The organism is Arthrobacter sp. GmRoot5-12 (genome assembly GCF_059739365.1).
The window spans coordinates 2,714,606-2,727,149 of record NZ_AP046056.1; the positions used below are offsets into that span (position 1 = coordinate 2,714,606).

The 12,544-nt window shown below is 63.6% G+C and carries 10 protein-coding genes; 7 read left to right on the forward strand and 3 right to left on the reverse strand.

The features are described 5' to 3' along the window. Positions 1 to 4: 4 nt before the first annotated feature. Together AC6JAM_RS12420 and AC6JAM_RS12425 are read right to left on the reverse strand one after the other, a co-directional pair. Complete coding sequence (locus tag AC6JAM_RS12420) at positions 5 to 1,126, reverse strand: acetylxylan esterase (protein ID WP_497934783.1); 1,122 nt, start codon at positions 1,124 to 1,126, stop codon at positions 5 to 7. Between the two features lie 54 nt (positions 1,127 to 1,180). Then, positions 1,181 to 2,449, reverse strand: a complete 1,269-nt coding sequence (locus AC6JAM_RS12425) for an ABC transporter substrate-binding protein (protein ID WP_497934784.1) — start codon at positions 2,447 to 2,449, stop codon at positions 1,181 to 1,183. Positions 2,450 to 2,820: 371 nt separating this feature from the next. Here AC6JAM_RS12425 and AC6JAM_RS12430 point away from each other — a divergent pair, with 371 nt between their 5' ends. The 3 genes from AC6JAM_RS12430 (at position 2,821) to AC6JAM_RS12440 (ending at position 6,312) form a co-directional block, all read left to right on the forward strand. Further along, a complete protein-coding gene (locus AC6JAM_RS12430) occupies positions 2,821 to 3,765 on the forward strand; it encodes a carbohydrate ABC transporter permease (protein WP_018761806.1) in 945 nt (314 codons plus the stop codon). Further along, positions 3,755 to 4,699 (forward strand): carbohydrate ABC transporter permease, encoded by a 945-nt coding sequence (locus tag AC6JAM_RS12435; RefSeq protein WP_018768928.1) that lies wholly within the window; start codon positions 3,755 to 3,757, stop codon positions 4,697 to 4,699. The genes AC6JAM_RS12430 and AC6JAM_RS12435 overlap by 11 nt, the downstream gene beginning before the upstream one ends. 254 nt (positions 4,700 to 4,953) lie before the next feature. Next, positions 4,954 to 6,312 (forward strand): ABC transporter substrate-binding protein, encoded by a 1,359-nt coding sequence (locus tag AC6JAM_RS12440; RefSeq protein ID WP_134164126.1) that lies wholly within the window; start codon positions 4,954 to 4,956, stop codon positions 6,310 to 6,312. A gap of 123 nt (positions 6,313 to 6,435) precedes the next feature. Here AC6JAM_RS12440 and AC6JAM_RS12445 read toward each other — a convergent pair whose 3' ends face one another. Then, on the reverse strand, positions 6,436 to 8,487 hold the full coding sequence (locus tag AC6JAM_RS12445) for a beta-galactosidase (RefSeq protein WP_497934785.1): 2,052 nt from the start codon (positions 8,485 to 8,487) through the stop codon (positions 6,436 to 6,438). Between the two features lie 198 nt (positions 8,488 to 8,685). Between AC6JAM_RS12445 and AC6JAM_RS12450 the strand changes: the two genes are divergently transcribed. From AC6JAM_RS12450 to AC6JAM_RS12465, 4 genes are read left to right on the forward strand one after another with little or no spacing between them, the layout of a single operon-like run. Then, the gene (locus tag AC6JAM_RS12450) at positions 8,686 to 9,975 is read left to right on the forward strand and encodes an ABC transporter substrate-binding protein (RefSeq protein ID WP_056392636.1); all 1,290 of its coding nucleotides are present in this window, start codon (positions 8,686 to 8,688) and stop codon (positions 9,973 to 9,975) included. A gap of 45 nt (positions 9,976 to 10,020) precedes the next feature. Further along, complete coding sequence (locus AC6JAM_RS12455) at positions 10,021 to 10,974, forward strand: carbohydrate ABC transporter permease (RefSeq protein ID WP_018768924.1); 954 nt, start codon at positions 10,021 to 10,023, stop codon at positions 10,972 to 10,974. Continuing rightward, positions 10,971 to 11,888: a carbohydrate ABC transporter permease gene (locus tag AC6JAM_RS12460; protein WP_056392638.1), complete on the forward strand. Its 918-nt coding sequence runs from the start codon at positions 10,971 to 10,973 to the stop codon at positions 11,886 to 11,888. Before AC6JAM_RS12455 ends, AC6JAM_RS12460 begins: the two co-directional genes overlap by 4 nt. An 18-nt stretch (positions 11,889 to 11,906) precedes the next feature. After that, positions 11,907 to 12,542, forward strand: a complete 636-nt coding sequence (locus AC6JAM_RS12465; RefSeq protein WP_018768922.1) for a hypothetical protein — start codon at positions 11,907 to 11,909, stop codon at positions 12,540 to 12,542. Positions 12,543 to 12,544 lie beyond the last annotated feature (2 nt).

Sequence of the window (12,544 nt, forward strand, 5' to 3'; positions counted from 1 at the left end):
AGGGTCAGAAGGCCAGCGTCTTGGCCAGGAACTCAAGGGCTTCGTCCTGCATGGGCGCGGTGAAGACGTGCCCGCCGGGCCAAAAGCTGCCCGTGTACCTGTCGGTGCCCCCGTACAGGGATTCCAGTATCCGGTGCGCCTGGCGCATTCCGTCTTCCGGAAAGAGATCGTCGGCCAGGGCGTACTGCACCAGGAACCGGGCGGCTCCTGCGCGGGCGGTGAGTTCGGGCCAGTCGCCCAGCTTCCACAGCCCGGGAGTCTGCAGCAGCCACGAATGGGCGTCCAGGTAGGCCGGGAGCAGGGACTCGAAGGTGGTCATCATGCAGGACACCACGGCGGCCCGGATACGCGGACTGAGGACTGCCAGGGCCAGGGAACGGCCGCCGCCGCCGGAGAATCCGATGCAGCCCAGCCTGTCCTGGTCGACGTCCGGCAGGGACGCCAGGATGTCCAGCGCGGCGAGGTCGTCGTGTGCCACCATGCCTGCCAGGCTGCTGCCGAGCAGCCCTGCGGCCTTGGCCACCGTGTCCTCGTGAAAGCCCGCAGCGGCGTTGTAATCGTCCGCGTCGGAAGGTACGACGCCGTCGTCCCGCCATTGTGCCCGCCGCGCGTCCAGTGCGGCGGAAGTGCGCCAGGGGGGAGCAGAAAGGTCGAATTTGCGGCTGCCCCAGGCGAAAGAGTCATGGGCCAGCACAGCGAAGCCGCGGCGAGCGGTGTCGGTGGCCAGGGCGTGGCCGTCGTAGTGGCCGGCGCGGGCTGCCGCCGCCGACGGATGGTTGTTCGGCAGTTCCACCAGCCGGTCGGCGCCGCCGAACTTGTTGCCGCCGTGGCAGTGCAGCGCCAGGACCCCCGGCAGGGGCCCGGAGCTTCCGGCCGGCCGGACCAGCCAGCCCGTGGTCCGTGGGCCGAAGCCCAACTGCCAGCTGAGCTGGGAGGTGGTGGCGCCGTCGTGCGTTTCCTCCCAGTGCACGGTTAGTCCGGAAGGTGCGCATGCGCCGGGAACACCCAAGGCGTCCGAGAACTCCTGCGCAGGAGGGGCGGAGGCCTGATGCCGTGGATGGTTCCGGACGTAGGCAGGCCAGTCTTCATAGCCGGCAATGGCACTGGGGCGTGCTGTCGGGGTCATCCAGCCTGCCTCCTTTCGGCGGTGATTCTGCTATTACAGCGCGGTCGGTCCGGTTCACGCGAGGTTCTGATTAACCTCGGAGATCATGCCCTTGGCTGCGTCCCTTGGGGAGATCTTCCCGAAGAGTACATCCGTGTTGTAACGGTTCAAAACTTCCAGGGTTGCGGATGATCCTGCCGGGAACGGCTTGGGGGCCTCGACCTTCAGGGCGGCGATGCGGTCCAGGTACGCTGCCTCCTTCTGCTGTGTTTCCTTCAGCAGTGGAGTGATGCCCGCCTTCAGTTCGGTGTTGGCAGGCATGCCCCGGTCGCTCTTGATCTTGGACGCTGCATCCATGTTGTTGACCAGGTAGTTGATGAGAAGGGCCGCTTCCTTGGGCTGCGCGGACTTGGACGAGATGGCGTATTCCATCGAGGACCGCAGCCAGGCGCCAGGCTGTTTGCTCTCACCCGGCAGCTTGGCCATGACCAGGGGTGCACCCGAGTAGGACGTCATCTGGTTGCTCCAGGAAATCTTCATGCCTTGTTTCCCCTGTCCCATCAGCGTCAGTTCCGGCTGCGCGGAACCGTCCTCAACGGTCTGGGACGCGGAGGGGGCGCCTCCGGTTTCCATCAGCTTCTTGTTGAGCTCAAACCACTTGGCGAGCGTGTCCTCGCTGATGCCCATTTTCTTGCCGTCGTCCGTGTAGAGCTCCTGGCCATTCTGGCGCGCCCAGACGGCAAGGAAGGAGTCGTTGGCCATGGGGGTCGTGCCGAAGGTGCCGGCGGGCGACTTTTTGGTGATTTCCGCGGCGATCCGCGCGTAGTCGTCCCAGGTCCAGGTTTCGTCGTCCGGCAGCGGCACCCCGGCGGCCTCGAAGACCTTGGGGTCCAGGACCATGGACATGGAGTTGACGCCCGCCGTAATGGTGTACTGCTTTCCGTTGATCTTGCCCAGGTCAACGGTCCCGTCGGCGAACTTCGAGGTGTCGATCTGGTCCTTGACCTTGTCGAGGTCCAGGAGGACGCCGCGGCTGGAGTATTCGCTGGGGTAGGCGCCGCTCATGGCGATCACGTCCGGGGTGGTTCCGCCGGCGATCTGGGTGGCCATCTTGTCCCAGTAGGAACTGAATTCGGTGTTCTCGCCCTGGACCTTGATGGTGGGGTTGGCGGCTTCGAAGGCTTTGATGACCTCCATGGTGGTCTTTGCCCTGGAGTCGTTGCCCCACCATGCGAACCGGATCGTGACGGGATCCTCCGCAGTCCCTACTTTCCCGGCCTGCGGGCTGTTGCCGCAGCCGGTAAGAACCATAGCCAGTGCGGCGGCGGCGCCGGTGATTCCCATTACCGATTTCCTGAGACCAAACCTCATTGTTGTTTCCTCATATTTGGTAGTCACGTCCCCCTGCCACATGTAACAGAAAACGTTTTCTCAAAAACTAACAAAGGGCTGTACAGGAGTCAAGAAACCGTTTACTTTGGTACGGAGCCGCTTTCTAAAACGACGCTCCCGGCGGGCGGAACCGCTCCAGCCCTGGCGGGCATGCAGCGGGCCCGCAAAGGGAGTCCCGATCCCCCATCGCCTGGCGATGACCGAAACGTGGAGGCCACGATGACCGAAGGAGACCACATGGCCGCAAAACATATTCCCAGGACGCGCCGTCCGGCCCAGTTGCCGGCCGCAGCGTGCCTGCTGTCCGTGACGGAGCAGCAACCGTGAGCGCCATCAGCGAACTGTCTTCGCTGAGCCGGCGGAAGGGCAAAGCCACCGCTGAGGAGAAGAAGGCCAACAGGCGGGACAACAAGGCCGCCTACATCTTCCTGCTCCCGTGGCTGGTGGGCCTGGTGGCCATCACCATCGGCCCCATGTTGATGTCCCTCTACCTGTCCTTTACGGACTACAACCTGCTGCAGCCGCCTGAATGGACGGGGCTGGACAACTTCACCAGGATGCTCAGCGATGCCCGGCTGCACAACTCGTTGCGGGTTACGTTCACGTACGTCCTGGTGGGTGTTCCACTGCAGCTGGCTGTTGCACTGCTGATCGCGCTCGTCCTGGATAAGGGGCTCCGCGGCCTTCCGTTCTACCGCTCGGTGTTCTACCTTCCGTCGTTGCTGGGCGGTTCGGTGGCCGTCGCCATCCTGTGGAAGCAGATCTTCGGTACCACGGGCTTGGTCAACCAGGTGCTGGCCATGTTCGGGATCCAGGGTCCCGGCTGGATCTCGGATCCCAGCACCGCCCTGGGATCCATCATCCTGCTGCACGTCTGGACCTTTGGCGCTCCCATGATCATCTTCCTCGCGGGGCTGCGACAGATCCCAAATATGTACTATGAGGCGGCCAGGGTGGATGGTGCCACCACGCTGCAGCAGTTCTGGCGGATCACCATGCCGATGCTGAGCCCGATTATCTTCTTCAACCTGGTGCTGCAGATCATCGGTTCGTTCCAGTCCTTCACCCAGGCGTTCATCGTCTCCGGCGGCAACGGCGGACCTTCCGACTCGACGATGTTCTTCACCCTGTACCTCTACCAAAAGGGCTTCGGCCAGTTCGACATGGGCTACGCCTCAGCCATGGCGTGGGTGCTGCTGCTTATCATCGGCGTTTTCACCGCCATCAACTTCATCGCTTCTAAGTATTGGGTTTTCTATGACGACTAAGCTTGAGACGCTGCCCACCCCGGAGAAGAAGTCCGGGGGCGCCGGCAAGCCTACGAACCGCAAGCCCAGGGTCCGCGAGTCCCGGGGAACCCTGGCCTTCAGCCGTGCCCAGCGCAGCAAATCGCTGATGAAGCACGGCATTCTGATCCTCGCCGGCACGCTGATGATCTACCCGCTGCTGTGGATGGTGGTGTCCTCGCTGCGTCCGAACGAGATGATCTTCCGTGAACCGGGCCTGTGGCTGAACAGCCTGGAAATGAGCAACTACACGTCCGGATGGTCGGCCCTGACCCATCCGTTCGGCCACTACATGATCAACTCCGCGATCGTGGTGATTGGATCGATCCTGGGCAACCTGGTCTCATGCTCGATGGCTGCCTACGCGTTCGCCCGCCTGCAGTTCACCGCCAAGAAGCTGTTCTTCGGCATCATGCTGCTGACCATCATGCTCCCGTTCCACGTGGTGATCGTTCCGCAGTACATCCTGTTTTCGCAGATCGGCTGGGTGAACACCTTCTGGCCGCTGATCGTCCCCAAACTGCTCGCCACGGATGCGTTCTTCGTCTTCCTCATGGTGCAGTTCATCCGCGGCATCCCCAAGGAGCTTGACGAGGCCGCCAGAATCGATGGAGCCGGCCACCCGCGCATCTTCCTTCGCGTGATTCTGCCGCTGATGGTGCCGGCCCTGGCCACCACCACCATTTTCACCTTCATCTGGACCTGGAACGACTTCTTCGGCGCCCTGATCTACCTCACGGACCCGGACATGTTCACGGTTCCGGTGGCCCTGCGGGCCTTCGTGGATTCGCAGTCGGCCACGAGCTGGGGCTCCCTGTTTGCCATGTCCATCGTGTCCCTGCTGCCGGTTTTCCTGGTCTTCCTCTTCGGCCAGCGGTTCCTCATCAAGGGCATCGCCACCACCGGAATCAAATAACGGCAGGCCTCGCCCGTCGCCGCGGTACCACCCTGCACTATCTGTTCGAACGGCCCGTCGCCAGCGACGGGCCGTTCGTGCGTCACGGGACGGGGGCATTTCGTCCGCATCTTGTAATACAAGTAATGAACTTGTAGCATTAGGTACAGAAAGCGCTTTCGCGGACTGTGGCCGGCCTTCGAAACCTCGACGGCCATGCCACCGGCCAGCCCCAACATCACCGCACCTGGATCAAAGAAGATCGGAGTTACACAGTGCCGCTATTTCCCCGTCCTGCATCCGCTGCCAAGCAGCCGGCAGGGGTACCACCTTCACGCCCATTGCGCCGAACCCGTACAGCAGGTGCGGTCGCCGCTGCCGTCGCCGCCGTCCTTGCCCTCAGCGCCTGCGGCGGGGGAGCCGCTCCGCAGAACGCTGACGGAACCGTTGAGCTTCGCTTCTCCTGGTGGGGCGGCGACAAACGCGCCCAACTGACGCAGGAAGCCATCAAGCAGTTCGAAGCCGAAAATCCCAAGATCAAGATCAAGCCGGAGTTTGGGGACTGGAGCGGCTACTGGGACAAGTTGGCCACGCAGGTGGCAGCCAACGATGCCCCGGACATCATTCAGATGGACGAGAAGTACATCACGGAGTACTCCAGCCGCGGCGCCCTTCTTGACCTGTCCAAGTACGACATCGACACCTCCAAGCTGGACGAGGCAGCACTCAACGCAGGCAAGGGCGAGAAGGGGCTGACGGGGATTGCCGCCGGCATTAACGCGGCCACCATCCTGGCCAATCCTGCCGTCTTCCAGGCTGCCGGGGTTCCGCTCCCGGACGATAGCAAGTGGACCTGGGACGACTTTGGCCGCATTGCCGCTGAGATCACCGCCAAGTCGCCCAAGGGGACCTACGGCGCTGCAGCCTATGGAACTGACGAGGCGTCCCTGGGTGTCTGGCTTCGGCAGAACGGCAAATCCCTGTATACCTCCGATGGAAAGCTGGGCTTCGAGCCGAGCGACATCGCCGAGTGGTGGGCATTCCTGAAGCAGCTGAGCCAGAAGAAAGCAGTCCCATCCGCATCCGAGGTAGTGGAAGCCGAGGCTGCCCCGCTTGACCAGAGCGGATTGGCAACAGGCAAGAACGGCATGGCCTTCTGGTGGTCCAACCAGGCGCCGGCCCTGGAAAAGGCAAGCGGCGGGGACCTGAAGATCCTGCGGTTCCCCACCAAGACCGGCTCTGCCGCTGATGCAGGCCTCTGGTACAAAGCGTCGCAGTTCTGGTCGGCTTCCTCGCGCACCAAGCACCCGCAGGAAACGGCCAAGTTCATCAACTTCCTGACCAACAATGTCAAAGCCGGCGAGGCCCTCCTCGCTGACCGGGGTGTCTACCCCAACTCCGACGTGCGGGCTGCGATCCAGCCGAAACTCACCCCGGCCGATGTCAAGGTGGTCAAGTTCATCGACCAGATCAAAGACGAGCTCGGCGAGGCGCCGGCGCCGCCGCCGAAGGGAGCCGGTGCCATCCAGGAGATCATCAAGCGTTACACCTCTGAGGTCCTCTTCGAGCGCTTGTCCCCGGATGATGCCGGCAAGAAGGCCACCGACGAGATGAAGTCGGCCATCAGCAAGTAGGACTCCACACCGCCAACACGGCTCCGGACAACATGGGTGGGTGCCTCCCCACCCAGATGTCCGACGGCGGGTGGCAGCTCCGCCCCGGCGGGAACCGATGGTTCCTTTCCGGGGCGGAGTTGTTTAAAGCGCAGTTGTACGGCTGCCGGCTTGCTGCGCCTGGCTTTCAGCCACCACTGCGACGCCGCCGGCAGGAACTGTACCCGGAAACTGCTCACCGGTCAGCAGGTCCACACCGGCGGCTGTGACGGCGGCATCCGCCCGCGTGTGGTTGATCGCGAAGAGGAAGCTGCGCCCGTCGGCGGACCGGCGTCGCACCACTTCCACCCCGGGATCGGCAGTGGCAACGGCGGATACGCCTGATTCGGCCAGCAGTTTGTCAACCAGGGCCTCAATCCCGTCGGCATCGGGGAACGTGGCCAAGTACCAGGCAGCCCCGGAACCCACGGGCCGGCGGGTGAGGGAAGGGATGCCCTCCAGCGGGTATTCGGTGAAGGTCTGGATGGCCTCGGCGCCGGCAAGGTGCAGGTGTTCGCTCCAGACGGATGACACAGTGCCGTCGCCCAGCTTCAGCTGCACCCCGGCCAGCAGCGGATGGAACTCCTCCACCCTTACGCCCAGGAGCTCACGGAAGGCGCCCGGATAGCCGCCCAGCCGCACATGGTCCTGCATGTCCACGATCCCGCTGAAGTAGCTGACCAGCACCGTTGCGCCGGAGTCGGCCGCAGCGGCGACATTGTCAGCGGACTCATCGGACACGGCGTACAGCGTGCACACCAGCACCAGGTCGTAGCCTTGCAGTGACGTTGACGGATGCACCAGGTCCACGGAGACTCCGCGCAGGACCAACGACCGGTGGAACGCCCGCAGCAGGTCCAGGTACTTCACGTCGATGCTCGGCTTGGAGTCGATCTCAGTGGCCCACCAGGCCTCGTAGTCGAACACAATGGCGGTACGCGACTGGACCCGCGAACCGCGCACGGGTTCGAGGCGTTTCAGTGCCGCGCCGAGCTCCACCACCTCACGCCACACCCGCGTGTCCCGTCCGCCGTGCGGGACCATCGCTGAATGGAATTTCTCGGAGCCCACATAGCTCTGCCGCCACTGGAAGAACATCACGGCGTCGGCCCCGCGTGCCACGTGCGACAGTGAATTGCGCAGCATCTCGCCGGGCATCTTGGGCTGGTTGCGCGGCTGCCAGTTAACGGCCGACGTCGAATGCTCCATCAGGATCCACGGGTCGCCCCCCGAGATACCACGGGTGAGGTCCGCGCTGAACGCGAGTTCCAGGTGGCGTTCCGGGTCCGCGGCCACAAGGTAGTGGTCGTTGGCGATGACGTCCAGGTCTTTGGCCCAGCTGAAGTAGTCCATGGATTTGGTGGCACTTGAGGCCATCAGGTTGGTGGTGCAGGGGATGTCCGGGGTCACCTCGCGAAGGACGGCCACCAGCTCCCGGTAGTAGTCCATCAGCGCCCACGAGTTGAACCGCTGGAAGTCCAGTTGCTGGCCCGGGTTCAGGGTGGACGGGGCGACGGCGGGCGGCAGGATTTCGTCGAAGGAGCCGTAGTTCTGGGACCAGAATGCCGTGCCCCAGGAGGCGTTCAAGGCATCGATGCTCCCGTGCCGGCGTTCGAGCCAGGCGCGGAAGGCGGCTGCGTCCTCTTCCCCGTAGAACTCCGAGACGTGGCAGCCCAGTTCGTTGTCAACGTGCCACAGCGCCAGCGCGGGGTGGTTCTTGTACCGTTCGGCGAGTGCGCGCGTGATCCCGGCGGCGTAGCGGCGGTACACGGCCGACGACGGCGTGTAGTGCCGCCGTGAGCCTGGTCCCAGCACGGTCCCGTCAGCCGTTACCGGCAGGATTTCCGGGTGTTTGCGGACCAGCCAGGCGGGAGGCGCGGCGGTGGCGGTGGCCAGGGCCACTTTAACGCCGACCCCGGCGAGGTTGTCCATGACTTCGTCCAGCCAGCCGAACTCGTAGTGCCCTTCCGCGGGTTCCAGCAGGGCCCAGGAGAAGATGCCGATGCTGAGGAAATTCACGCCCGCTTCCTGCATGAGTTCCAGATCCTCCAGCCGGACACCCGCGGGCCATTGCTCGGGGTTGTAGTCGCCCCCGAATGCGATGCCCCCGACGTTGCTCCAAACTTTGGACGGGCGGGTGCTTTCCTGCTGTGTCATGGGACTCCTTTGTCGACTGAGGTGCTGCCTTACAGTGAGGAAACGCTTTCTTGGAAAACGCTTGCCTGTGGGCTTGGAAAACGCTTGCCCATTGCTTCGAATGCAGCTATTGTATCGTTTCAGACGCCATGTTAGCCAGCTCACTACTTACGTTGTAGACCGAGCCGGGCCAGGCACCCGTAGAGCAAGGAGGCTCCCGTGATCAACAGAAGGCATTTCCTCACAACCGTGGCCATCGGCACCGCATCTGCCGCAGCCCTGGCAGCCTGTGGGAACGGAGGCAGCTCGTCCGGCCAGACCGGATCCGCTGAAAAACCCGTGACCATCAACTACACCTGGTGGGGCAACGACGACCGCGCCGAGCGGACCCGCAAAGCCATCGCCCTGTTCGAGTCGAAGAACCCGGACATTAAGGTCAACGGCAACTTCACGGACTTCGCCGGCTACTGGCAGAAGCGCGCCACCGAAGCGGCAGGCGGCGGCCTGCCTGACGTGATGCAGTGGGACCTGTCCTACCTGCGCGATTACGGCCAGCGCAACCAGCTCCTGGACCTGGGCACAGTGAAGATCGATACCTCCGCGTTCGAGAAATCACTCCTGCCGTCCGGCCAGATCAAGGGCAAGACCTACGGCATCCCCACCAGCACCAACGCCTTCGCGGTCTACTACGATCCCGCCAAGCTGGCTTCCCTGGGCATCGCCGAACCCACCGGTAAGTGGACCTGGTCCGAATTCCAGGCATTCCTGAAGGAAGTTGGGGACAAAGGCAACGGCACCCTGTACGGCTCCACGGACTTCACCGGCGTGTGGTGGCAGTTCAACATTTGGCTCCGGCAGAAGAACATCCAGGCTTTCACCAGCGACGGGAAGCTGGGATTCAGCAAGGACGACCTGAAGACCTGGTGGAACCTCAACTCGAAGCTGCGCGGCACCCAGGCCCTCGTGCCGGAAGACCGGGTAACCCAGCTCAAGCCCAAGTCGCCGTTCGGCTCCAACGTCAGTGCCGCCGAGGTTACCTGGGACAACTTCATGGCCGGATACCTGGCCGACAGCGGTGCCAAGCAACTCAAGCTGGTACCGGTACCCTCGGACGACCCGAACAACCTGGGCCTGTTCCTGAAGCCGTCCATGCTGATGGTGGCCAGCGCCAAGACCAAGTTCAAGGACGCTGCCGCACGCTTCATCGATTTCATGGTCAACGACCCCGAGGTGGGCCAGATCTTCAAGACCTCCCGCGGCGTTCCGGCCTCCAAGACCCAGCGCGACGGCACCACGTTCGATGGCGCCGACAAGCTGGTGGTTGATTACGAGAAGTCCATCGAGCAGTACCTCAAGGACGCACCCGAGCCGCCCATCGTTGGTTTCGGCACGCTCGAAGCGTCGTTCGGCCGGATCGCCTCCGACCTCAACTACGGCAAGCTCACCGTTGACGGTGCCGTCGACGCGTGGTTCAAGGAAGCCGAAGACCTCATCAAGCAGAATGCCTGATCCGGCCAGTGCCGATCGAGTGTTCACGACTGACGGATTGAACTCGTGACTCAAAGCCCAACCCTGAGCAGGCGCCAGGGGCACTCCGGTACCGCGCTGCCGCGCAAGTCGCGGCAGCGCGGGGCGGATGCCCGCGCCGGTTACACCTTCCTGCTGCCCTGGCTGCTGGGTTTCATCGCCCTGACGGTCGGGCCGATGATCTCCTCGCTGTACCTGTCGTTCACCAACTACAACCTGTTCGAGCCGCCCAAGTGGATCGGCTTCGACAACTACGCCACCCTCTTCCAGGACGAGCGGTTCCTGCAGTCCGTGGGCGTGACCCTGTCCTACGTGGTCTTCGGCACCCCGCTCAAGCTCGCCGCGGCCTTGGCGGTGGCGATGCTGCTGAACAGCAAGCGCCGCGGCCAGGGCTTCTACCGGTCGGCTTTCTACGCCCCGTCCCTGATTGGGGCCTCCGTGTCCATCGCGATCGTCTGGAAGGCCATGTTCGGCGATTCCGGACCCGTTGACCAGGGCCTGTCCTTCTTCGGGATCAACATCGGCGGCTGGGTGGGGAATCCGTCCATGACCATGCCCATGATGATCCTGCTGACCGTGTGGCAGTTCGGCGCCCCGATGGTGATCTTCCTGGCCGGCCTGAAGCAGATCCCGGGCGAACTCTACGAAGCAGCATCGATGGACGGTGCCGGTCCTGTCCGGAAGTTCTTCAACATCACCTGGCCCATGCTCTCCCCGGTGATCTTCTTCAACCTCCTGATGGAAACCATCCACGCGTTCCAGATCTTCGCGTCGGCGTACATCATTTCCAACGGTGAAGGCGGCCCCGCCGGATCCACCCTCTTCTACACCCTCTACCTGTACCTGCGGGGCTTCAGCGACTTCCGGATGGGCTACGCCTCAGCCATGGCATGGTTGCTGGTGATCGTGGTAGGCATCATCACCCTGATCTTCTTCCGCACGTCCAAGTCCTGGGTCCACTACAGCGGTGATGCAAAATGACAACCACGGCAACCCCCGTCCAGCCGGCCCCGGGCGCCACCGCCCCGGCCTACAACCCGAAATCCGAATCCAGCAGCGCAAAACGCGCCAAGAGCACCATCTTCCACGCCGCAGCGCTCGTGCTGACCTGCGTGGTGCTCTACCCGGCCCTGTGGATGATCGCCTCCGCGTTCAAACCCAACTCGGAAATCGGCGGCCAGAACACCTCGCTGTGGTCCAACAACTTCAGCCTTGACAACTTCGCCACCGCGATGGACGGCATCGGCGGGGTCTCCACCCTGCAGTTCTTCACCAACTCGCTGATCCTGGCCGTCGGCGCCGTCGTGGGCACCATCCTCTCAGCGAGCGTGTCCGCCTACGCCTTCGCCCGGATCAAGTTCCCCGGACGCAGCGTGTTCTTCGGCATGATGATCGCCACCTTGCTGCTGCCGTTCCACGTGGTGATCATCCCGCAGTACATCATCTTCCAGCAGCTCGGACTGGTGGACACCTACGTCCCCCTGCTCATCGGCAAGTTCCTCGCCGGAGACGCGTTCTTCGTGTTCCTCATGGTCCAGTTCATGCGAAACCTCCCCGCCGAACTCGACGAAGCAGCCCGCATCGACGGCGCAGGGCACGTCCGGATCTTCACCTCCATCATGCTGCCCCTGATGAAACCGGCCCTGATCTCCACCTCGATCTTCTCCTTCATCTGGAGCTGGAACGACTTCCTGGGCCCGCTGCTCTACCTGAACACCCCCGACAAATACCCGCTGCCCCTGGCCCTGCGCCTCTTCGTGGACCAAACCCAGTCTTCGGACTACGGCGCCATGATCGCCATGTCCGTCCTGGCCCTGCTCCCCGTGCTGATCTTCTTCCTGATCTTCCAGCGGTACATCGTCGAAGGCGTTTCCACCCAGGGCCTCAAGGGCTAACGGTCAACGGAGAGAAAAATGAGCATCATGGACAGCACCACACCGGCAGCCCACCAGCACGAGCCCATCCCGGTGAACAGGTTTGCCCTGTTCTCCGAAACCCTCCTGGCAGGACTGCTGGTGCTGGTGCTGTCCATCCCGCTGGTCACCATCCCCGCCGCCTACGCCGCCGGCATCGCCCACCTGAAACGCCACCTGGCGGGCCGGGATGATTCGGTCCGCGGACTCTGGAGCCTCTTCAAGGAGGCCCTGCCGGGCAGCTGGAAGCTGGGCCTCACGACGGCGGCTGCCGCTGTCGTGATTGTCCTCAACCTCCTGCTGGCCTGGGTGGGGCAGCTTCCCGGCCGTGGTGTGGTGCTGCCTGCCACCCTGGTCCTGGCGGCCGGGGCGGCGATCGTGCTGCTCCGCACCGCCTCCGCCTGGTCCGACGGCCAGCCCACCGGCGCCACCGGCAACAACATGTGGCACCAGGCCCTCCGTACCGGCAAGGACATCTCCCTGCGCGACTGGACCGGTTCGCTGCTTCTTGCGGCCGCGCTGTTCTGCGCAGTGGTGTTCGTCTGGATGCTTGCGGCGCTCTTCGTGGTGGTCCCCGGCACCCTGATCCTCGCCGCGGCCGCAGTCAAACTCCGTTCCCACCGCACCCTCCGGTAGCT

Coding starts and splice junctions, on each gene's coding strand:
- AC6JAM_RS12435 (WP_018768928.1), top strand. CDS start 3,755: ATGACGACTAAGCTTGAGACGCTGCCCACCCCGGAGAAGAAGTCCGGG.
- AC6JAM_RS12420 (WP_497934783.1), bottom strand. CDS start 1,126: ATGACCCCGACAGCACGCCCCAGTGCCATTGCCGGCTATGAAGACTGG.
- AC6JAM_RS12425 (WP_497934784.1), bottom strand. CDS start 2,449: ATGGGAATCACCGGCGCCGCCGCCGCACTGGCTATGGTTCTTACCGGC.
- AC6JAM_RS12460 (WP_056392638.1), top strand. CDS start 10,971: ATGACAACCACGGCAACCCCCGTCCAGCCGGCCCCGGGCGCCACCGCC.
- AC6JAM_RS12445 (WP_497934785.1), bottom strand. CDS start 8,487: ATGACACAGCAGGAAAGCACCCGCCCGTCCAAAGTTTGGAGCAACGTC.
- AC6JAM_RS12465 (WP_018768922.1), top strand. CDS start 11,907: ATGAGCATCATGGACAGCACCACACCGGCAGCCCACCAGCACGAGCCC.